Origin of the sequence: Methanobrevibacter sp. (assembly GCF_017539065.1) — an archaeon.
GTDB lineage: Archaea > Methanobacteriota > Methanobacteria > Methanobacteriales > Methanobacteriaceae > Methanocatella.
This window is the reverse complement of sequence record NZ_JAFYHP010000016.1, coordinates 176,195-198,077: the sequence shown is the minus strand read 5'-3', so window position 1 is coordinate 198,077 and position 21,883 is coordinate 176,195. Positions and strand designations below refer to the sequence as shown.

The window sequence follows — 21,883 nt, the reverse complement described above, 5'->3', positions numbered from 1 at the left end:
CGTTTGCAACATTAGTCCAAGTACCATTCACTAAAGCAACAGCAGTAATGGTAAATACGTAAGATTGTCCTGGATTTAATGTACCTACAACTAATTGATTGTTGCGATATTTAGTATCGTTGCAATCTGTAACATTGAATTGTGGAGGCACAATATCCTTAACAGTTACGTTAGTAGCAATAGATGGACCATTATTAGTTACATTGATAGTGAAGACAACAGTTTCATTCACATAAACAACAGGCTCATCAACTGTCTTGTTAATGGATAAACCAACGATGATTTCATGAGTGTTATTAATTATGAAAGTACCATTACCAAGATTGATAATTTTAACAGTATAATTAGTAACGTTAAACTCTTGAACAGTATAATTTATCAATTTAGTATTGTTATAAGCTGGTAAATCTTCAAATACATAAGTCCAATTATTATCATCGGATAAAGTGCAATTAGCATAATAATCGCCGTCAGCAAGTAAAACAACAATAATACTTGGAGGTCTTACTTTGTCATGGTTATCAGCATCATTCCAAACTTTAGTAACATTGACAGTTGTGTTTAAAGGATTATGTGTGTTAATAATTATGAAGTAATAGTTGTTTCCTATAGTTCTAAAAGTATAATTAGCCACTACATTCTCATAAACACTGTAAATAATTTCAGTACCGTTCTCTTTGTAAACAGGTAAATCATACCAAGTATAATTCCAACCAGTCACATTAGATAAAACAGTAGTATTAATCAAATTACCGTCAGCAAACAAGTAAATAGTCAAGTTTTGAGGTCTTTTACCGTCTTGGTTATCATTATCATCCCACACTTTAGTAACATTAATATCAGTGAGTAAAGTGTTTTTAATGACAATTGTACCATTAGCATATTTGGTAATGTTAACAATGTAATTAGCAACAGTGATCTCGTTAATAGTATAATTTATCAATTTAGTACCGTTGTAAACTAGTAAATCAGTGAAAGAATACTTCCAATCATTAGTAGCATTCAAAACGGTTTCATTAATTTTTACACCATCAGCAAAGAATTCAACAGTAATATTAGCAGGTCTAGTACCAGTAGCATTATTACCATCATTCCAAATTTTAGTAACGTTGACAACGGTAAGCAAAGTGTTTTCAATCATAAAAGTATAATTATCAACTTTAATAATTTTAACTTTGTGATTAGCAAGTTTGAACTCTCTAATAGTATAATTAATCAAATTAGAGTCGTTATAAACTGGTAAACCAGCAAATATGGCCATCCAATTATTACTAGCATTCAAAATAGCTTCATTAATTTTTATACCATCAGCAAATAGTTCAACAGTAATATTAGCAGGTCTAGTACCACTAGCATTATTACCATCATTCCAGATTTTAACAACAGTAACATTAGTCACTACAGGAATGTGAGTGTTATTGATTATAAAGCTGTAATTACCTGGACTAGTAATCTTAACAGTATAATTAGCAACAATAGTCTCGTTAACGGTATAATTAATCAATTTAGTACTGTTATAAACCGGTAAATCATACCAAGTATAATTCCAACCAGTCACATTAGATAATACAGTAGTATTAATAACTACACCATCAGCTAACAACTGAACAGTAATATTAACCGGCCTGACACCATCCTGATTGCTATTATCATCCCAAACCTTAGTAACATTAATATTTGTTAGACGCGGATTATGAGTGTTATTGATCACAAACCTGTAATTACCCTGACTAGTAATCTTAACAGCATAATTAGCATCAATAGTCTCGTTAATGGTATATTTAATCAATTTAGTACTGTTATAAACCGGTAAATCATACCAAGTATAATTCCAACCAGTCACATTAGACAAAACAGTAGTATTAATAACTACACCATCAGCTAACAACTGAACAGTAATATTAACCGGCCTGACACCATCTTGATTACTATTATCAGTCCAAACTTTAACAACAGTAACATTAGTCACATCAGGAACGTGAGTGTTATTAATCACAAACCTGTAATTACCAGGACTAGTAATGTTAACAGTATAATTAGCAACAGCAGTCTCATTAACAGTGTAAATGATTAAAACACCATTATTGTAAACTGACAAGTTTTGCCAAGTATAATTCCAACCAGTCTCATTAGATAGTACAGTAGTATTGATAACTTTACCATCAGCTAACAACTGAACAGTAATATTAACAGGTCTGATACCATCTTGATTGTTATTATCAGTCCAAACTTTAACAACAGTAATATTAGTCACATCAGGAACGTGAGTGTTGTTGATTACAAAAGTATAATTTGCAATCTTATTAATCACAACAGTATAATTTTCGACTGTGAACTCATCTATTGTATAATTTATTGGAGTACCGTTATTAAATACAGGCAAGTCAACGAAAGTATAATTCCAACCAGTACTATTAGATAAAACAGTTCTGTTAATTTCTATACCATCGGATAACAATACTATAGTAATATTAGTAGGCCTATAACCATCTTTGTTATCTTCATCATCCCAAACCTTAGTAACATTAATATTTGTTAGAAGCGGATTATGAGTGTTATTTATTATGAACGTATAATTATTTCTAGTAACAGTAACCGTATAATTATTTACTTTAATTTCCTTAATATCATAAACTATTACTGTACCGTTTTTAGTAGTAACCGGTAAATCAGTGAATATGTAAGTCCAATTATTATCATCAGATAAAACTGTGCTATTAATTTCAACTTCACCAGCCAATAAAATTACAGTAATATTTTTAGGTCTTAAACCGTCTTGGTTATCTGCATCATTCCAAATCTTAGTAACATTTATATCAGTGAGCGGAAGAACAACAACAGTTGCATCATCCCAAACAATGGTCTCATTCTCTTTACAGTTTGCAGTTGCATTATTAGTCCAGGTACCGACCACTAAAGCAACAGCGGTAATAGTGAATGCATAAGATGCATTAACATTCAATTGAGGAATAATTAAAACACCAGTTGTCATGTTGTAAGCAGTATCATTACAACCAGTTACATTGAATTGGGAAGGAACAATATCATTAACCGTTACATTAGTAGCATTATAAGGGCCATGATTAGTTACATTAATAGTAAACACAACCGTGTCATTAACATAAACAGGACTTTGATCTACAGTCTTATTAATTGTCAGATTCAAACCTTCTACACCGAATAACGCAGTGAAATTGTATGCTGCGGTATAATATGGAGTTTCAATATAAGTTCCAACAACTTCATAGAATCCTACTGGTAGCATTCCTGTTAAATTAAGGAAAATTGTACCATCAATGTCAGTCCTTTGAGAAGCATTTTCAATAATATATTCACCAGTAAGCCTGTTTCTAACAAAATAATATATGACCTGGTTATTTTCCTGTTCATCTTCATATATTACAGTACCGTTTTGACTGTTTTCCCAACCGTAAACCGGAGTCACATTCTCAGCAGGTGTCCTCATGATTGTCTCGTTTCCATCATGATAGAACGGATACGTGATATTATTTACAATAATAGTACTACTCCTCTGATAATCGTGGATAGCATTAGCAATATTGTCTCCTCCAATATGAGTGATAGTAATTATCATCTCATCCTCTTCCTTGAAATCGGTATCGTTTTCAGGATAAATAGCCAACTCATGAGTTATAGCCTGATTTTCAATGAAATCGGAATCGTGAATATACAAAGAGGAATCTACAACATAAATTGCTGAACCGTTAATAGCTGTGTTATTAAAGAAATAACCTTGTATATCAGCATTTTCAGAACCTTCTATGTGGAAAGCACCACCTTCACCTTGAAGATTATCAAGATCACCAAGAGCATGGTTATTAGTGAAAGAAGAGTTTTTAACTATTAAGTTGGTAGCCCCTTCAAGTTGAGCAAATCCACCATTTAGAGCATTGTTGTCATCAGCGATAATATTCTCGAAATAGGTGTCTGAACCTGAAACATATACACCTCCACCATGATCTCTAGCGGAGTTATGAGAAATATTGTTATTGGTGAAATTTGTTCTTTCACCTTCAATACATATTGCTCCACCATCACAATACAGATCCCAGTCTTCGGAAGGTTCTGCTTTGTTGTATGTAACATTATTGTTGAGGAATGTAGTATCACTTCCTACAACAGTAATAGCACCACCTAATGGAGCGGTGTTGTATGAAAAATTACCGTTTTCAAAAAGGGTATTTTCTCCCATAACATATGTTGAACCACCCATCAGGGTAGCAGAGTTATTTAAAGAAACAATATCAGTGAATACTGCACCATCACCAGCGACGGCAATTGCTCCACCAATCATAGCTGTGTTATTATTGGAAGTGAGATTCATAACATTACAATCAGAACCAATAACATAGAAACCACCACCATAAACACCTGCATGGTTGTTATTAACTTCAGAATTGTTGATTACGGTGTTTTGACCGTTGATATAAGCGGCAGCACCACTTTCAGTCGCTGTATTATTCTCGAATGTTGAATCTGTAATTGTTGCATTGGAACCTATGATATAAACTCCTGCACCACTGACCGCATTGTTGTTGACATAGGTTGAATTGGTAATTTTTGTATTTGAACCTTCGATGTATATTGTACCCTCGACTGCAGAGTTACCAGTTAAGGTTGAATTTTCAATAACAGTGCCCCAACCATGAATGTAAATAGCAGCACCATCATTTGCAGCAGTATTGTTCTCAAAGACGGTATTGATGATTTTGGTATTGTTACCATACACAAAAACAGCACCTGCATTACCTGAAGGAGTCAAGGTTGTAGTAAGATTTGGGACATAAGTAGAGCTTTGACCTTGAATTCTTGCAACATTATTTTTAAAGGTACAATTTTCAATGGTCATATTATTCCCTTCAGTATTTTTACCCCAGAATGCATCATGCCCATACTCGATTCCACCAACCATAATAGCGGCACCTTCTCCACCGGTGTTATTGATGAACTCAGAGTTTCTTATAATCACATTGTTGTGACTTATACCAAGTGCACCACCATATTCGGCTGATGATGAACAATTTATAAACTTACAGTTATCAAGCACTTGAGGATTTGAAATATATGAATCCCCGGAGTGTTGAGAATCACCGGAGTAATTTCCATGTATATAAACTGCAAACCATCGAGAAGTAACATTGATAAAATTACAATCAATTAAACTACTTGCAACGCGTTCAGCACCACCTGTGTATTCATCTGAAAGACAAAAAGCACCACCGTGATTAGCAGAACTTGTATTAATAAAGTTACATCCAACCAGTTTGGCACCGAAGATTGCACCTAACTGACCACTACCGTCGGAAATACCATTAGCACCAGCATAAGTTTGACGACAGTTAGTGAAATTACAGTTAGTTAGATTTATTGGCTGAGAATCCACGTAACATCCATATAGGAAGAAAAGATGCTGATATGACTCAAGATTATTAAAGACAACATCTGTCAAAGATCCACTGCAGAAACTAAACATTCTCCCATTAGACTTTAAATTTTCAAAAGTAACGTTCGTAAAATTAAAACCAGAACCACTATAATATCTTGGGTTTTGGTCACCTCTGAAGGACAATGCCATTTGAGTAGGATTCACATCAAATGTAGCAATTTGATTTGGATCATTTGGACTTCCTCCAACAACCTTAACATTAGTAATATTTACTATTGTATTTGCAGGAGCGTCCGCAGTAGCAGTACCTGAATAGGTTCTGCCGTACAGATATACTGTACCTCCACCAGTTCTACTACATTCTAGAATTGCATTCATAACTCGCTCTGTAGTAGCATCGCCATCATTCAAATATTGATTATTGCCCAGCACAGGCTCATCAATAGTAGCACCAAGAATTATCAAACTTTCATTATCTACTTCTAAGTCATTCCCAGCGCTTAGTACTTCTACACTAGTACTTTCATCTATAGAGCGCAATTGCTGAGTTTCATTATTATCCAAACAATCATCACTTTCGATCTCATCTATCTCATCTTCATTCACCTTTCCCAATGAAGAATCGTCGGTTTCTTCAACAGAATCCAAATTAACAGTTTTTAAATTTTCATCGATTGAATCTATATCAGACATTGATAGAGTAGTAAGTTCACCAGTGTTTTGATTGTATGTTGCATTTTCACTTGCACTCACAAATGAAATTGAAAATATCGTCAAAAATAGTATTAAAGTTAAGAACAAATATCGCTTAAAACGCATAACATTCTCCTTTTTAAACAATTAATATTGTCTAACTTTAATCTAATGAAAACTTTTTTGCCTTATAATACGAAATACAGAAAAAAACTTATGAAATCGATATAAAAAAATACTATCTATTACAAGTACCTTATGAATACCATTTGATATATTTATACCTAATGTATATATATACTTTATTAAAAAATCCTAAAAAAAATAAACAATTCTAAAAAATTAAGTAATGAAATTTAAATCAGAAAAAGCAGAATAATAAATAATATAAAATAACTAAAATCAGCCATGTATAAACCAATAACATTGATTTAAAATAACTGATTTGACTTAAAGCCATTGTCATGACCTGACTAAAAGCCATTACTATATAAAAAATATAGCAAATAGTTATTTTTAAATTACTTATTATAGAGTTACAAAACTCATAATTCTTCCTATTTAATCTTGATTAACATCTGGATCAAATAGAAAGTCCCAAATGATTTTTTTACTAGGTTACCTCCTAGAAATGAACCATAATTTCTCATGGTTAAGACTTTGGTTAAAGCCTTTCGATAAACTCCTAAATTTAATTAGAAATCTATCAATTTCTATTTTTCCAAATATTTAATACTATTTTTCAACAAATTTTTCATTAACATACATGCTCTAATTATATCTGCTATAATCCAAACATATATGCATTTATTATTTAAAATTACCATAATATATAAACTTTCTTATCTTTTGTTATATTCGTATTACATAAAACATGTTTTAAACTAAACAAAAAGTTAAATAATCAAAATAAATAAAGATAATCAATCATGAGTAGTACTTTAGAAAAGATGAAAATATTGACAGACTCTGCACAATATGACCTTTGCGATTATGTGAGTCATAATAAAAGTTCTCAGGTTAATCTACCGGGAATATATGAAGCAATAGGCCATAATGGCTGTAAAATCCCTCTTTTTAAAACTCTCTTAACAAACAAGTGTAAAAATGACTGTAAATATTGTATAAACCAGTCCAAAAGAAACTTTACACGATTAGAATTATCACCAGAAGAACTTGCAAAAGCCTTCCTTGGATATTATAACAGAGGAATGGTTAATGGATTATTTCTAAGTTCAGGTATTATGGGTGATGTAGATTATACAATGGAAAAACAAATAGAAACCGTGCAACTTTTGAGAAAAAAATATGGATATGATGATTATATTCACCTTAAAATTGTTCCTGGAGCAAGCAAAGACGCAATTAAGCGTGCAATGGCACTAGCAAATAGAGTAAGTATTAATATTGAAGCTGCAACAGCTTCTGGACTTGCCGAACTATCATCCACTAAAGACTATAATAAAGATATACTGAAAAGATTATCATGGATCAATAGATTTCAACATAAAAGTACAACTTATCCAAATTCTACCCATACTACTCAGTTAATTATTGGTGCAAATAATGAAAGTGACAAGGAAATTTTACAAAGAATGGAAAAAATCTACAATAAATCAGATTTAAAAAGAACATATTTTTCAGCATTTACACCAATCGAAGATACAGAATTTGCATTAAAAGAGGCTTGTTCAACGGATAGAACCACAAAATTATATAATGCAGATAGTTTAGTTAATGAATATCATTATAATGTCAAAGAACTAGTATTTGATGAAAATGATAACTTATTGTTAACACAAGATCCAAAAATTTTAGCCGCAGAAAACATGAATATATTTCCTGTAGAAATTAATTCAGCACCACTTATAGAGTTAGTGCGTGTTCCTGGAATAGGTGTAAAATCAGCTCGCCAAATAATATCTATTCGTAAAAAATCACCATTCTCTAATAAAGAGCAACTTAGAAAATTAGGTGTTGTAGTTGATAGAGCAGAACCATATATCAAAATAAGTGGTGAATATCAAGCTACCTTTGATATATAACTTTTTAACAAAATTATTCAATGATTAAAAAGAGTACAGTTAAAATAATCTATCGTTCTAATAAATAAAACAATAAATAAAATTTATATCAAATAGATTTTTATAATCTATTGAATACAATTTCAAGTGTAAAATAAAATTAATCTTCATCAAATAATGCCCAAATTTCAGGGTATTTTTTTGAAACAGCTTCTTCAATTAAAAGAGAAGCTTCTTTAGAAATACTAAATTCGGGTTCTGTTTTTCTTAAATATCTAAAGACTGCTGAAGATCTTGAAGACCATAAAGTAATCCTTGGATTTTTATTAACAATCCTTTTTACTTCCTCAACATGTTCTTTTTGTATTTTGATTTCTTGTGATGTTTGTATGCTCTTTTCGCTATTGCTATCGCTAGATAAGTCTTCGGATGTGTCATCATCCTGCGATACTTTTTCCTTCCGAGTTGATGGGATATTATTTTCTTGATCATCTTTATCTACATCCTCTTCTTTTGATTCGATATCTTCAATAACGTTTTCAACAGTTGTTTCCTCATCTTTTAACATGTCTTCAAGAGATTGAGCGGAATTACTATCAAAGTCTTCGTTATATATATCTGGAAACAAAGAATCTAACCCTTTTCCAAGTCCTTTTCTAGCCATTAAATATCCTCCCCGTCACGTTTAAGAATTTCTTTTGCTAGTTTTAAATAAGCTTTTGTCCCTGTGCTATCCGGGTCATAGATTAAACATGGCTTGCCGAAACTTGGAGCTTCAGCCAATCTAATATTTCTAGGAATGATAGTTTTGAAAAGCAAATCGCTGTCACCAAAATAATTTTTAAGTTCTCTATAAACATCTTTACTAAGTCTAGTTCTTCTATCAAATAGAGTAAGGAGAATTCCTTTAATTGGGGTGGGACTTCTAAGTCTCTTCTCTACTAATTTAATTGTATTAATTAAATCAGCCACTCCTTCAAGAGCATAATATTCAGCTTGGATAGGTATTAAAACACTATCGGAAGCTACTAATGCATTGACTGTTATAACCCCTAATGAAGGAGGTAGATCTATGAATATATAGTCAAATAATGGTACAACATCTTTAAGAGTTTCTTTCAAAATAATGTGGTAATTTTCACGTTTGGAAAGCTCCATTCCAGCACCACTGAGAGATATATTACTTGGGATAATAAACAAATTTTTAATAAACGTAGGAATTGTTGCTTTTTTAACATTTATATCCCCAATGATAGCATCGTAAATTGTATTTTCTATTTTGGTTTTATCTATACCAAAGCTAGTAGTAGCATTGGCTTGAGGATCCATGTCCACAACCAAAACAGATTTACCCATTACCGCTAGGGATGTTGCAACGTTGACAACAGTTGTTGTCTTACCACAACCCCCTTTTTGATTCATCACCGCAATTACTTCACTCATTAAAGAATTCTCCTATATTTGATAAGTTTTAAGTTATCAGTTATGAATTATAACTTAAAATTTACAAGTTCTTTTCGAATAACCGCAAAGTTACTCAGTATAAGTTAAAAGGATTAAGTTATTTCTTATAATTAAAAACTTAAAGGAAATAAGTTATTAGTTCAAACTTCTAAGGGATAGGAAATAAGATTTAAGTTAAAACTTCTAAATTATAAAAAATAAGTTTTAAGAAATAACTTATCATAACTAACTTTTAACAAATAAGTTATATTTTATAACTTCTCTCTTATAAAGTATTTGTTTTCACAAATAAGTTATTAGTTATTCATTAACAGTTATAAGTTATAACTAATAATAAAAATGTAATAAGTTATAAGTTATAAGTGGAAAAGATCAAAAAAAATAAAGGAAGGAAAATTATTTTGCGTTTTCCATTGTTCCTTCAAAATAACTAGCATATCCTTTTAAGTCTAACATTCCATGTCCTGAGAAATTCATGACAATGGTTTTTTCTTCACCGGTTTCCTTACATTTTAAAGCTTCATCGATTGTAGCTCTAATTGCATGGGTGGTTTCAGGAGCAGGTAATATACCTTCATTACGAGCAAACATGATACCGGCTTCGAAACAATCAGTTTGATGGACTGCTTTAGGAGTAATATAACCTTCTTTGGTTAAAAGGGAAACGATAGGTGACATTCCATGGTATCTTAAACCGCCAGCATGTACTGATGGAGCAACGAAATCATGGCCTAAGGTAAACATCTTAAGCATTGGAGTGAAACCGTTGGAATCTCCAAAGTCATAATCATAACTTCCTTGAGTAAGTGTAGGACATGCAGTAGGTTCGACAGCAATGAATTCTGTATCTGAGTTTCCATCAATCTTGTCCTTAATGAATGGGAATAAGGATCCTGCAAAATTACTTCCACCACCTGCACAGGCAATCATCACGTCAGGAGTTTCTTCAGCAATTTCCAATTGTGTTTTTAGCTCTTGACCAATGATGGTTTGGTGGAGCATTACATGGTTTAAAACACTTCCTAATGAATATTTGACTTCATCATTCTCTAAAGCCTCTTCCATAGCTTCTGAAATAGCTACACCTAAGGAACCTGGGTGATCCGGATTATCAGCTAAAACTTCACGACCAACTTTGGTATTTTCACTAGGTGAAGCATAAACATTACCATTATAAATATTCATGATGTTTTTCCTGTCAGGCTTTTGATTGAATGATACTTTAACCATATAGACTGTACATTCCAAACCAAGTAAGTTACATGCGAGTGATAAAGCTGTACCCCATTGGCCTGCACCGGTTTCAGTAGTTAATCTTTCTACACCCTCTTTTTTAGCGAAATATGCTTGAGGAATTGCAGAGTTCAATTTGTGAGAACCTGTAGGAGAGGTATCTTCCCTTTTAAAGTAGATTTTAGCTGGAGTGTTTAAATATTCTTCAAGTTTGTTAGCTCTTACCAATGGAGTTGGTCTTCCCATCTCCATATATAATTCTCTAACTTCCTTAGGAATATCTATATAACGGTCACTAGCAAATTCTTGTTCTAAAGCACCTTTTGTAAAAGCGAGTTGTAATGCTGAAATTTGGTCTTTACCTTCACTGTTTTTAGGAGCTGGAAGCTCAGCAGGTAAATCAGCAAGCATGTTGTACCATTGTTTTGGCACTTCATCTGATGATAATTCTATTTTGTAAGTCATAATAATAGTTGATACAATGTACTATATAAAGCTTTGTTGTACAAAAATGTACACTTTAATTATTAATAATATAAAAAACAATTTAAAAACATGAGAATTTTAGCTATTGATGTCGGAACAGGAACACAAGACATGATGATATATGACACGAAAAAAGAACTTGAAAATTCCATTAAGCTTGTGCTTCCATCTCCTCACTTATATATTTCCCAACAAATGAGAGAAATCGAAAATGATATTTATTTCACTGGGGAAATAATGGGTGGAGGAAAAATTAAAAAAAGTATACTCGAACACATGGAAAAAGGATATAATGTTGTTATGGAACCGGTGTGTGCAAGAACAATTCGTGACGATCTCGAACAGGTAAAATCATACGGAATCGAAATAGCTGACGATTCAAAGGATTACTCTCAATATTCAAAAATCACAATGGGAGATATCAGCATTACAAAATTATCCGAATTTTTATTAGGCTATGATCTGGAATTTGATTTTGATGAAATTGCTATTGCAGTGCAAGATCATGGATATAATGAAAATATGGGTGATAGAGACTTTAGATTTGAAAAAATAAGAGAAAAAATATCAAGCCCGATTTCTCCATTAGAATTTGGATTTAGAGATGACCTGCCTGAATACTACACAAGAATGCAAGCCGTAAGAAGAACCCTGAAAAATGAGGGAATTGAAGATGTTCCGTTGTTAATGGATACTAAATTCGCATCAATAGCCGGAATGTGTTTTGATGAAGTAGCTAAAAAATTGAATAGTTTTATAGTAATAGACATTGGAAACGGACACACAACAGCGGCCTCCATTGAAGACGGTAAAATTCAAGGAGTATTCGAACATCACACATCAAGTCTAACAGGTGAATCTCTCGAAAGATACATTAAACGTTTAGCTTCAGGTGAGATTACAAATGAAGAAGTCTACAATGACCATGGGCATGGCGCACATGTACTCAATCCAATATCAAAAATAGAAAAAGTAATAGTGAGTGGGCCTAAAAGAGAATTAATCGAAAAAACAAATCTTGATTGGCATCATGCAGCTCCTGGAGGAGATGTAATGATGACAGGAACAGTAGGATTAATAAAAACAATTCAGGAAAGATAAAATGCTTAAAATGGACTCACATATTCATAGTGAATACTCTCCTGATTCAAATTCAAAAATTGATGATATTTTGCAAACTGCAAAAAATAAAAATATCGACATCATTGCAATATCTGACCACAATACTGTTGATGGAACCAGTGAAGTTTTATCAAAAACTAGAAACACAGATATATTAGCAATTCCATCAATAGAAATTTCTTCAACACAAGGCCATATCCTTGGATTTGGGTGCGAGGAAAATATACCACGTGACCTTTCACCTGAAGATACAATAGATAGAATCCATGATTTAGGGGGTCTTGCAATTATACCCCATCCATACTGTTTTTACCGTCATGGACTTTTATGTAAAAGCGATTATAAAGACTTGGAAATTGATGCTATTGAGACAAAAAACGCAAGATTCATAATAGGATATTGTAACAATAAAGCAAAAAATTTATCAAAAAATGAACACCTTCCAAGTTTAGGTGCAAGTGATGCCCATTATTGGAAATTTGTTGGTGATTGTTTTAGCTTAATAGATTGTGAAAAAGATATAGATAGTGTACTAAAAGCAATAAAAAAAGGAAAAGTAGAATCTCATGGAAAAGGGACTTCAAATATTCTATTATCAAAATATCTTTTTGATAAAAAAGTTTTAAAGAAATTTGATTAAAAAGAGTTATTCACCCTTTTCAATTAAAATTTCTATAATGGAAACGTTTGTTTTTTCGTTGTTAAAGTTTTCAATTTCTTCGGTAGAAATTTGAATATCAGTAACATCCGCTTCCGGAACAAATCTGTTTCTTACAATTTCAGCAGCATCAACGGCGCGGCTAATAGCTTTTCCTCTTGCTCTTAAGAGAACACTATTAGATCCTTCGTTAAATTGTGTAACAACCGCTAAAACATAATTCATAACAGGTTTGCTACCTACAAAAATTGTATTATTTTCCATATTTAAGTCACCATATAAAACTTAGGTATTTAATGTATATATAATTTTACATAATTTTAAACAATAACTAAAAAATAAAAAATAAAATAAATTATAGATTAAATTTAATACATAATTTTTAGTTAAAAAACTTTTATTAAATAAAATAATAAAAACTATAAAAAAAAATAAACAAATAAAAATTATATTAAATTTGAATTCTTAATTAATAATAATTTATTAATAGAATCTAGAACAGCCAAAATACTGGCCATTACAACATCTTGATTGGTGGATCTGCCGGTTGATTTATTACCTTGAGAATCAGAGCTAATTACAAAAACTTCAGCTAATGCATCAGTTCCTCCAGTAACAGCTTCCAAATTATATTCTTCAAGATTAACATCGATTTCACCTTTAATTAAGTCACGTATAGCATTTAATGCCGCATCAATAGGGCCGACACCTATTGAAGCAGTTTCTTTTTCAACACCATAAATTTCTAACCGAACAGTAGCAGTAGGAGAAACACCATTTCCAGAAGATAACCCCAAACCTTTTAAAACAATTGGAGTTTCACGAGCTGAAACTAATTCGTTAATAGCTAAAGAAACTAACTCATCATCATTAATACTTTTTCCACTATCGCCCAATGATTTAATTTCTGAAAATACTTTATTAAACTGTTCATCATTTAAATCTATGTGATATTCTTTTAATTTAGATTTTATAGCATTGGCGCCTGTATGCTTTCCTAAAATAATACGGCGGGAATGGCCGACCATTTCAGGAGAAATCGGTTCATAAGTAGAGGAATTATTTAAAATTCCTTGAACATGAATGCCAGATTCATGAGCAAAAGCATTGTCTCCAACAATAGGTTTGTTAACGGGCATTTTAACACCAGTTAAACGGCCAACTAATTTAGATAAACTATATAATCTAGTAGTATCAACGCCTAAATCAATATTATAAGCGGCTTTAAGACTCAAAACCAATTCTTCCAAAGAACAATTACCGGTCCTCTCACCAATACCGTTTACAGTAACATGAGCTTGGTTTGCTCCATTCTCAATAGCAATTAATGTATTAGCAGTTGCAAGACCAAAATCATTATGGAAATGGACACTAATAGGAGTCTTAAAATGATTTTTAAAATCAGTTATTAAAAACTTAGTTAAACTTGGAGTCAGAATACCTAATGTGTCAGGAATATCTAAAAAATCGGCTCCTGCACTTACTGCCTCATCATAAATTTCAAACAAAAAGTCCCCTTCGGTTCTTGTTGCGTCTTCAGCAGAAAATTCAACAGTTAACCCATGGTCTTTAGCATACTCAACAGCACCGACAGCAGTTTGAATAACTGTTTGCTTATCCATTTTAAGCTTATAATCGCGATGTAATTGAGAAGTACCAATGAATGTATGTACATAGTCTAAATCCGCATCTAAAATAGCATCAATATCGCCTTTTAAAGTACGCGCTAAACCAACAATTGTAGAATCCAGACCTAAAGATTTAATCTTTTTTGCTGACTCGATTTCACCTTTTGAAGAAGCGGGGAACCCGACTTCTATCTTATCAACGCCAAAATTATTTAGTTTAGTGGCAATTTGTATTTTTTCATCAATTGTAAGAGCAACGCCGGGTGTTTGTTCACCATCCCTTAATGTTGTATCAAAAATATAAATTTTATCGGATATCTTTAAATATTCTTTTTTAAATGTTTCAATCTCTTGCATTACATCACCCTTAGAAAAATACAATCAATAAATCAGTTTAGCCTAAAAATAGGATATATTTCTCTGAATCAACATTTACCCCTATAAGATAAATTTGCCTTTAACATGAGCCAACTACCATTGATATCTTCTTTTAAAATAATAAATGAGAGATTAAAGAAGGAAGATTGGTATGTAAAAGTTTTTAATGCTTTATTTATCAATTGATTAAATTCATAATATGTTATAATTCAGCATATGTCGAGTTTTGATAAATTTATATTTGTAATACATATATATAAATATGAAACTTGGATTTACTACACTAGCACTATTTATGGAACCTAATGACGACATTATAAGTTTGGCCAAAAAACATGGATTTGAAATAATTGAAATTCTTGGGGAAGATCCATTTTATTTAAAGGACAATGGGGAGTTCAAAGACTGTGGATTGGATATAAGGATTCATGCAGCAACCGTGGACATCAATATCGCAAGCCTCAACAAAGGAATCAGAACCGAAAGTGTAAGACAGATGATTCAATGTGGCCATTATGCAGAAAGCATAAATGCAAACACAATTACAGTTCATCCAGGAATTATCGGACGAAATGAGCCACGTTTAAGAAACTGTGCATTGGAATATGCAGTTGAAAGTGTTGGAGAGATAATTGACAACACCAATGTTGAAATTTCAGTGGAAAACATGCCGGTCCGAGGCAAATTTCTAGCAAATACGGTAGAAGAACTTGAAATGATTCAAGATGAGACAGGTTGTAGTTTAACAATTGATACCGGACATGCAAATACATGTGGAAACCTTGAGGAAATGTTGTCCTTGAAAAACATCAGCTACTGCCACTTAAATGACAATGATGGAATAAAAGATCAGCACATTACCTTAGGTGAAGGCACACTTGATTTGAATTTGCTTAAAAAAATTGATACTGCAATTATTGAGTTAAATAACTTTGATAATATCTTAAAAAGCAAAGAAGTCATCGATAATCTGTAATTTATTATTTTTTTAAAAGTTATACATTATAAGTTATAACTTAAAACATCGAAAAAATAATATTAAAAATCAATCATTGTAACTTCAAAAATGTCTTCAATAACATAATCAGTCTTGTCCATCATCTTTGGAGAGACTTCCTCCTGCTGTTCGATGGTTAGGACACTGACATCTGCTTTTTTAAAGGCCAATATGTCATTCAGCCCATCACCAACCATCATGACTTTAAAACCGCCTTCCTTTAAAATAGAAACAACTTCGCATTTTCCCCTAGTAGAAACAGTCCCAAAAGCATTATCTTCAGGGACATCCAACATGTTAGCTAATCTATTAATAGCTCCTTTTCTATCTCCTGATGCAATAAATATTTCAATTCCACGAGATTTTAAAGTTTCAACTGTTTCAAAAACTCTTGGGAAAAACTTGCCTGCAGAAGTTATGGTATATGCAACAACACCTAAATCCATATCTACAATCAAAGCGGATCCGTTACATAATTCCATATGGGAAATCTTTTCGCGCAAAATATCAAAGCCATCGGTAATGTCTGAAACGGTGGATGACTTTTCATTGTAAAGAATCTCTTCAACTTCAGCTTTTGAAACCTGTTTGGTAGAAAAGCTCACATCAAAATCAATATTATATTCCTTGATAACATCGGAAATTAATGTATCTTTCTGCAATTTTAATAGCTTGTTGGTGTTGAATTGAAGGACTACCAAAGCCAGTGAGTCAGCTGCTTCAATTAAATCCAAAGAATTAATGTCTGTGAATATATTTCCATTTAAAACATCTTTAATAACCCGATATCTTTCAATTAAAGTTCCTGAGTTATCAAACACGACAGCCTTTTTCATGATTAATAATAGTTAAAAAAAATATTTAAAACTATTTAAAAAAACAAGTTTATAAACATTGAAAAATATAATAATAATATTATAATTTATGATTATTTAGGTGTTTTAATGAGCGTTATTGAAAAATTAAACTCCATTAAAAATGGAGAAATGACAGCTAAAGAAAATGTAGAAAGCTTCATTAAAGTTATCGATGAAAATAATGAAGAAATTAATGCATTTATTGAATTAAACTATGAAAATGCATTAAAACAAGCGGAAGCTATTGATGAAAAAATAGCTAACGGTGAAGATATTGGAGCTTTAGCTGGATTAGTATTTGGTATAAAAGCAAACATTAATGTTGAAGATTTAACCATTTCAGCCGCTTCCAAAACCTTGGAAGATTACCTTGGAAGCTATAATGCAACTGTTGTCGAAGAAATCTTAAAAGAAGATGGAATAATCATCGGTATTTTAAATATGGATGAATTTGCAGCTGGAAGTTCAACTGAAACTTCCTACTACGGACCTACTCAAAACCCGGCTGCCATGGGCAGAATTCCTGGAGGTTCAAGTGGTGGATGTGCTGCAGCAATTGCCGCTGAAATGTGTGATATAGCAATCGGATCAGACACTGGTGGATCTATCAGAAACCCTGCTTCACACTGTGGTGTTGTTGGATTCAAACCAACATACGGTGCAGTGTCAAGACAAGGTTTACTTGATTTATCAATGAGTTTAGACCAAATTGGACCATTAGCTAATGATGTTAGTGGAATAGCTTTGGCATTAAATACCATTGCAAATTATGATGAAACTGAATGCACTACTCTTGAATGGAATAAACCTGATTTTACCGAAGTATTAGAAGATACTTCATTAGAAGGTATGAAAATAGCAGTGTGTCAAGAATTTATCGATGTAACTGACGAGGAAATCAACAAAACTGTAAATAAGGCCATTCAAAAATTAGTTGATGCCGGCGCTGAACTAGTTGAAGTGAGCTTTGATTATATTGACTTATGTTTACCAACTTACTACTTAATCAACTACGTAGAATTCTTCTCTGCAACTAGAAAATATGACGGAAGAGATTATGGTTACAGAATCGAAGAGGTATGTGGAGATGAAGTATTAAGAAGAATTAAGATCGGTTCACATATTGCAGAAGCGGAATTCAGTGGTAAATACTATAAACAAGCACTAAAAGCAAGATCTGTAATTAGAGGTGAAATTACCTCAATGCTTGAAAATGTTGATTTGATTGTAGGACCTACCGTTCCTAAACTTCCTCACGAAATCGGAGCCGAATTGGAACCTATGGAAATGTATGCTTACGATGTCCTAACAGTTATTGCTAATTTAGCAGGTATTCCAGCAGCAAGTATTCCTGCTGGTAAAGTTGATGGCATTCCTGTTGGGTTACAAATTCAAGCAAAACCGTTAGATGATGAAAAAATTATCAAAGCAATGAGTGTTTTTGAAAACACTCAATAAATTTCTTTTTTTTATAGACTTTTTTTACACTTGAAATACACCCCTTAACTTAATAATATATCAAATCCAATAGATTAGTAAGAGGTTATACTTATGACAAAAATTGGACTTGCTTATGTTAGTGGAGCAGTACCTGGATTTGAAGATTTCGGAAATTTACCAACAGATATTGTTAAAGAAAACGGGTTGGTTAACGGTAATAAGGCAAGTGAAGAATTAGATGCTTTAATCATTCCTGGTGGGACTCTCATTGAATCCAATGACATTAATATGGATTTAAATACCGAAATTAAAAAAATGGCTCGTGACGGAAAGCCTATTATTGGAATTTGTGCAGGTTTTCAGCTATTATCAAATCAGATAGATATTGGTCGTAAATCCCCAGTGCCTATCCTTAAGCCCGGCCTCGGAATAATTGATGTGAACTTTTCCCCGCTGATTACTAGTGATCGTGTTAAGGCAAAAGTATTTAAAAACTCCTTTTTAGTCAGAAACCAGGATGAAGATGTCAACGGTTTTCACACACACACTTATGGAAAAGTGGAAGGGGATGCAAAGCCATTGTTTTATTCTAAAGTTCAAAGAATGAATTATGGAGACACTAACGAGAAAGGCGACTATAACATCTTTTCCGGTGCATGTAACGATGATGGAAATGTTATTGGTACAATGATTCATGGTATATTAGATGAAAATCCAATTATTGTAAACAATTTATTAGAACAAATAGACGGCAAAAATATTGATGAAATTTACAATAGAAACATTGAAGTCAAAAAATTCTTGCAAAGTGAAGTCGGAATTAACACTAACATCAAAGTTCCAGAAATTAAACCGAACAAAAAACCTAAATACCTGATGATTGGAAGTAATGGATCAGATTCTGGAAAAACCTTTATCCTGACAGGTCTTGCAGGAGCTTTAAGAAAAAGGGGTTATAAAGTAGCTCTCCTAAAAGTGGGTCCAGATGTCCGTGATATTATACCGGGATTATACTTGACAAAAGGAAAAATGGAAGACTTTGCATCAATTAAAATCGGACACCTGGGTTGGGCAGATATTGAATCTACAATAGCTAAACTCAACAAATCAGACTATGATATTGTACTTATTGAAGGTGTTATGAGCGTATTTACCGGTCTTTTAAATGAAAAAGTTCCTTATTCCGCTGCTGAAATTGCAATGTCCTCAAATATACCGATGATATTGGCTTCAGGTGTTAACAAAGGCGGAATAGAATCTGCAGCTATTGACTTGGTTTCCCATGCGAATATGCTAGAAAAATTAGGAATTTCAGTAGAAGCTATATTATTAAACAAAGTCTACAATGACGATATATTCGACCAGATAGTTCCATATATTAGAAATAACACTAATGTAAAAAATGTTTTAAAACTTCCAAAATTAAAATCCGCAGATATGCGTGGGTTTATTCCGGAAGTTGAAATAAGATATGAACTGTTCACTTCATATGCAATGGATTTAATAGAAAATAATCTAGACATTGATTCAATAATAAACATGACTCGTGAAGTTGAATTCAATAAAATTTATTCCTTTGATGAAATAAAAAATACGGTGATTTAATGGCACTTAACTTAAGCCCCGAAACTGGTGTTAAATTAACAAAAAAAGACAGAGCACATGTTTTAAAAAAAATGAAACAGGGTTGGAAAGCGACTTGTTTAATCCCGGATTATGTTTTCGATGAAAATGGGGATATTCAAATTAATTCAGATATGAATCGTCGTGTTGTAAAAATCGTTAAAATCCTAGATGATGGAATTCACATTGAAAAAGCTCTGAAAACCAAAACTCTACGAATTCAATGGCATAAAATAATTGAAATAAACAAATCAAAAGAAGTAAAAAATGCATTAGAAATTAAAATGCAAGATGGAAAATATGTCACATTCAGCATTTATAATTCCTATAAATATCAACAGATAATGCAATTCATGGCAGAATATATAGCTAATAAAAAAAAATAGCTATTCTTCCAAATATGCATCAATAATATCTTTACCTTTAAGCAATACTAAGCCATTTTCTTCAGCGTATTTGCGAGCGTCAGCAACTGATGTAGCTTGTCCGGTTTCGCCATCCATCATTTCACAAACCACACATACAGGGGTAACACCAGCCATTTCACATAAAGCAAGACCTATTTCAGTGTGTCCTTGTCTATTTTTTACAAGCCCATCTGCTCCTCTTAAAAGACATACGTGGCCAGGTGATCTAAATGTTGCACCGAACTCATCAAATCTTTCTTCTTTCATCATTATAGCCATTTCACTGATTGTCATTGCTCTGTCATGGTCTGTTACGCCAGTGAAAGATTTTCTGTGATTTGTCCATACTGAAAATGATGACCTTTCATCATATGGAATATCATTTGGTGCAAGTTTTGCTAATTCAGGGTATTTTTCTGTAGCTGCTTTCATAATATCTACCATAAATGGCAAATGAATAGCTTCACAAAAATCAGCGTGTAAACAATTACAGATTAAACCACCAGCATCATTTCTCATTGTTGCGATTGATTTTGGGGTTACAAATTCAGAAGCGATAATCATATCAACTTCTCCTTCCCTATCATCATCATCGAAAACAAGGACGAATTCGCCGTTTCTAATAGCTTCTAAAGCTTCATCTAAGTTTGTTTCTTGATTCATAGTAATATCTCCTTATTTACTAGAACCAGGGCTAAAAATAACTAAAATACTATTACTTCTCTTCCATCCGGACTATCACCGTCGGTTTTGGAATCTCACCAAATCAACACATACCTTGTGCTCGTGGACTTATTTTCTAAAAATCACCACCGGTGGAGAATTTCACTCCGCCCTGAGAACGTATTATGAAATATATTAATCATGTATAAAATAGTTTTTGGTAAAAAAATTAAAATTTTAATGAAACAATGTCTCCATCTTCAAGACCCAATTCATCCCTTAATTTATTTTCTGCAATGAACTCCAAATAATTTTCTTCATGAGTGGTTTTGGCTGGAAATACGATAGCTCCATCTACCTCTCCATTTAAAGTAGCTTCAATATATTTTACCGCGCCAAATCCTTCATCAGGTTTGATTAAATTTTCACAGGAATTTTTAATTTCATTAATTTCATCAAGATATTCTTCACTAACAACAACATTCAATGTTCCGGGAAAAGGAATGAATCCTAAATTTTTCTTAAATTCCCTTGTGTAAAATTCCTGTGATAGGAAATATGCAGCTTTTCCTAAACCGGTTATAACTTCACCCTCGATTTTCATTAAATAACCTCTAATTTAATTACACATGATTAATAAAAAATGTTAAATTTTAACCGTGATTTCAATTTAATAAAATTATAGAATACTATATTTAAATTTAGTTGATGAAATATAGATTCATAACTATAATTACATCATTTTAATTAATAAATATTTTCGAAGAAATTTATTTAATATTAAAAAACAAAAGTAATACTGA

At 32.3% G+C, this 21,883-nt stretch carries 16 protein-coding genes and 1 riboswitch; of the genes, 7 read left to right on the top strand and 9 right to left on the bottom strand.

Annotated elements, in window-relative coordinates; translation table 11 throughout:
• On the bottom strand, positions 1 to 6,226 hold a 6,226-nt coding region (locus tag IKS50_RS05015; RefSeq protein ID WP_292846297.1), incomplete at its 3' end, for a Cna B-type domain-containing protein.
• 803 nt (positions 6,227 to 7,029) lie between these two features.
• Between IKS50_RS05015 and IKS50_RS05010 the strand changes: the two genes are divergently transcribed.
• The gene (locus IKS50_RS05010) at positions 7,030 to 8,145 is read left to right on the top strand and encodes a radical SAM protein (RefSeq protein WP_292846294.1); all 1,116 of its coding nucleotides are present in this window, start codon (positions 7,030 to 7,032) and stop codon (positions 8,143 to 8,145) included.
• 139 nt (positions 8,146 to 8,284) lie between these two features.
• On the opposite strand, the gene IKS50_RS05005 is transcribed toward IKS50_RS05010, so the two are convergent.
• The 3 genes from IKS50_RS05005 to IKS50_RS04995 all read right to left on the bottom strand — a co-directional run bounded on the left by IKS50_RS05005 (position 8,285) and on the right by IKS50_RS04995 (position 11,286).
• A complete protein-coding gene (locus IKS50_RS05005) occupies positions 8,285 to 8,788 on the bottom strand; it encodes a hypothetical protein (RefSeq protein ID WP_292846291.1) in 504 nt (167 codons plus the stop codon).
• Entirely contained in the window at positions 8,788 to 9,567 is a 780-nt protein-coding gene (locus IKS50_RS05000; RefSeq protein WP_292846288.1) for a ParA family protein, read from the bottom strand. The genes IKS50_RS05005 and IKS50_RS05000 overlap by 1 nt, the downstream gene beginning before the upstream one ends.
• A gap of 417 nt (positions 9,568 to 9,984) precedes the next feature.
• A complete protein-coding gene (locus tag IKS50_RS04995) occupies positions 9,985 to 11,286 on the bottom strand; it encodes a TrpB-like pyridoxal phosphate-dependent enzyme (protein WP_292846285.1) in 1,302 nt (433 codons plus the stop codon).
• Between the two features lie 90 nt (positions 11,287 to 11,376).
• On the opposite strand from IKS50_RS04995, the gene IKS50_RS04990 reads away from it, so the two are divergent.
• Complete coding sequence (locus IKS50_RS04990) at positions 11,377 to 12,408, top strand: DUF1786 domain-containing protein (RefSeq protein WP_292846282.1); 1,032 nt, start codon at positions 11,377 to 11,379, stop codon at positions 12,406 to 12,408.
• 1 nt (position 12,409) lies between these two features.
• Positions 12,410 to 13,069 (top strand): PHP domain-containing protein, encoded by a 660-nt coding sequence (locus tag IKS50_RS04985; protein ID WP_292846279.1) that lies wholly within the window; start codon positions 12,410 to 12,412, stop codon positions 13,067 to 13,069.
• A gap of 6 nt (positions 13,070 to 13,075) precedes the next feature.
• Here IKS50_RS04985 and albA read toward each other — a convergent pair whose 3' ends face one another.
• Both albA and IKS50_RS04975 read right to left on the bottom strand, forming a co-directional pair.
• The gene (gene albA, locus IKS50_RS04980) at positions 13,076 to 13,351 is read right to left on the bottom strand and encodes a DNA-binding protein Alba (protein WP_292846276.1); all 276 of its coding nucleotides are present in this window, start codon (positions 13,349 to 13,351) and stop codon (positions 13,076 to 13,078) included.
• A 182-nt stretch (positions 13,352 to 13,533) separates the two neighbouring features.
• Positions 13,534 to 15,072 carry a 2-isopropylmalate synthase gene (locus tag IKS50_RS04975; protein ID WP_292846273.1) on the bottom strand — a complete coding sequence of 513 codons (1,539 nt, stop codon included), beginning with the start codon at positions 15,070 to 15,072 and terminating at the stop codon, positions 13,534 to 13,536.
• 283 nt (positions 15,073 to 15,355) lie between these two features.
• Between IKS50_RS04975 and IKS50_RS04970 the strand changes: the two genes are divergently transcribed.
• The gene (locus IKS50_RS04970; RefSeq protein ID WP_292846270.1) at positions 15,356 to 16,069 is read left to right on the top strand and encodes a sugar phosphate isomerase/epimerase; all 714 of its coding nucleotides are present in this window, start codon (positions 15,356 to 15,358) and stop codon (positions 16,067 to 16,069) included.
• 62 nt (positions 16,070 to 16,131) lie between these two features.
• On the opposite strand, the gene IKS50_RS04965 is transcribed toward IKS50_RS04970, so the two are convergent.
• Positions 16,132 to 16,926: an HAD family hydrolase gene (locus tag IKS50_RS04965; protein WP_292846267.1), complete on the bottom strand. Its 795-nt coding sequence runs from the start codon at positions 16,924 to 16,926 to the stop codon at positions 16,132 to 16,134.
• A 108-nt stretch (positions 16,927 to 17,034) separates the two neighbouring features.
• On the opposite strand from IKS50_RS04965, the gene gatA reads away from it, so the two are divergent.
• The 3 genes from gatA to IKS50_RS04950 all read left to right on the top strand — a co-directional run bounded on the left by gatA (position 17,035) and on the right by IKS50_RS04950 (position 20,396).
• Positions 17,035 to 18,405 carry an Asp-tRNA(Asn)/Glu-tRNA(Gln) amidotransferase subunit GatA gene (gene gatA / locus IKS50_RS04960; protein WP_292846264.1) on the top strand — a complete coding sequence of 457 codons (1,371 nt, stop codon included), beginning with the start codon at positions 17,035 to 17,037 and terminating at the stop codon, positions 18,403 to 18,405.
• Positions 18,406 to 18,498: 93 nt separating this feature from the next.
• Entirely contained in the window at positions 18,499 to 19,992 is a 1,494-nt protein-coding gene (locus IKS50_RS04955) for a DJ-1/PfpI family protein (RefSeq protein ID WP_292846261.1), read from the top strand.
• On the top strand, positions 19,992 to 20,396 hold the full coding sequence (locus IKS50_RS04950) for a hypothetical protein (RefSeq protein ID WP_292846258.1): 405 nt from the start codon (positions 19,992 to 19,994) through the stop codon (positions 20,394 to 20,396). Before IKS50_RS04955 ends, IKS50_RS04950 begins: the two co-directional genes overlap by 1 nt.
• Here IKS50_RS04950 and ribB read toward each other — a convergent pair whose 3' ends face one another.
• Together ribB and IKS50_RS04940 are read right to left on the bottom strand one after the other, a co-directional pair.
• Positions 20,397 to 21,080, bottom strand: a complete 684-nt coding sequence (ribB, locus tag IKS50_RS04945) for a 3,4-dihydroxy-2-butanone-4-phosphate synthase (protein WP_292846255.1) — start codon at positions 21,078 to 21,080, stop codon at positions 20,397 to 20,399.
• Between the two features lie 51 nt (positions 21,081 to 21,131).
• Positions 21,132 to 21,265: riboswitch (FMN riboswitch) on the bottom strand.
• Between the two features lie 44 nt (positions 21,266 to 21,309).
• Positions 21,310 to 21,684, bottom strand: a complete 375-nt coding sequence (locus IKS50_RS04940) for a DUF120 domain-containing protein (RefSeq protein ID WP_292846252.1) — start codon at positions 21,682 to 21,684, stop codon at positions 21,310 to 21,312.
• Positions 21,685 to 21,883 lie beyond the last annotated feature (199 nt).

Bases quoted from the DNA above. Each gene is read 5' to 3' on its own strand.
- IKS50_RS04950 (WP_292846258.1), top strand. From the start codon at position 19,992: ATGGCACTTAACTTAAGCCCCGAAACTGGTGTTAAATTAACAAAAAAA.
- IKS50_RS04940 (WP_292846252.1), bottom strand. From the start codon at position 21,684: ATGAAAATCGAGGGTGAAGTTATAACCGGTTTAGGAAAAGCTGCATAT.
- IKS50_RS04975 (WP_292846273.1), bottom strand. From the start codon at position 15,072: ATGCAAGAGATTGAAACATTTAAAAAAGAATATTTAAAGATATCCGAT.
- IKS50_RS05005 (WP_292846291.1), bottom strand. From the start codon at position 8,788: ATGGCTAGAAAAGGACTTGGAAAAGGGTTAGATTCTTTGTTTCCAGAT.
- IKS50_RS04990 (WP_292846282.1), top strand. From the start codon at position 11,377: ATGAGAATTTTAGCTATTGATGTCGGAACAGGAACACAAGACATGATG.
- IKS50_RS04970 (WP_292846270.1), top strand. From the start codon at position 15,356: ATGAAACTTGGATTTACTACACTAGCACTATTTATGGAACCTAATGAC.
- ribB (WP_292846255.1), bottom strand. From the start codon at position 21,080: ATGAATCAAGAAACAAACTTAGATGAAGCTTTAGAAGCTATTAGAAAC.
- IKS50_RS05000 (WP_292846288.1), bottom strand. From the start codon at position 9,567: ATGAGTGAAGTAATTGCGGTGATGAATCAAAAAGGGGGTTGTGGTAAG.
- IKS50_RS04995 (WP_292846285.1), bottom strand. From the start codon at position 11,286: ATGACTTACAAAATAGAATTATCATCAGATGAAGTGCCAAAACAATGG.
- IKS50_RS04985 (WP_292846279.1), top strand. From the start codon at position 12,410: ATGCTTAAAATGGACTCACATATTCATAGTGAATACTCTCCTGATTCA.
- albA (WP_292846276.1), bottom strand. From the start codon at position 13,351: ATGGAAAATAATACAATTTTTGTAGGTAGCAAACCTGTTATGAATTAT.
- gatA (WP_292846264.1), top strand. From the start codon at position 17,035: ATGAGCGTTATTGAAAAATTAAACTCCATTAAAAATGGAGAAATGACA.
- IKS50_RS04955 (WP_292846261.1), top strand. From the start codon at position 18,499: ATGACAAAAATTGGACTTGCTTATGTTAGTGGAGCAGTACCTGGATTT.
- IKS50_RS04965 (WP_292846267.1), bottom strand. From the start codon at position 16,926: ATGAAAAAGGCTGTCGTGTTTGATAACTCAGGAACTTTAATTGAAAGA.
- IKS50_RS05010 (WP_292846294.1), top strand. From the start codon at position 7,030: ATGAGTAGTACTTTAGAAAAGATGAAAATATTGACAGACTCTGCACAA.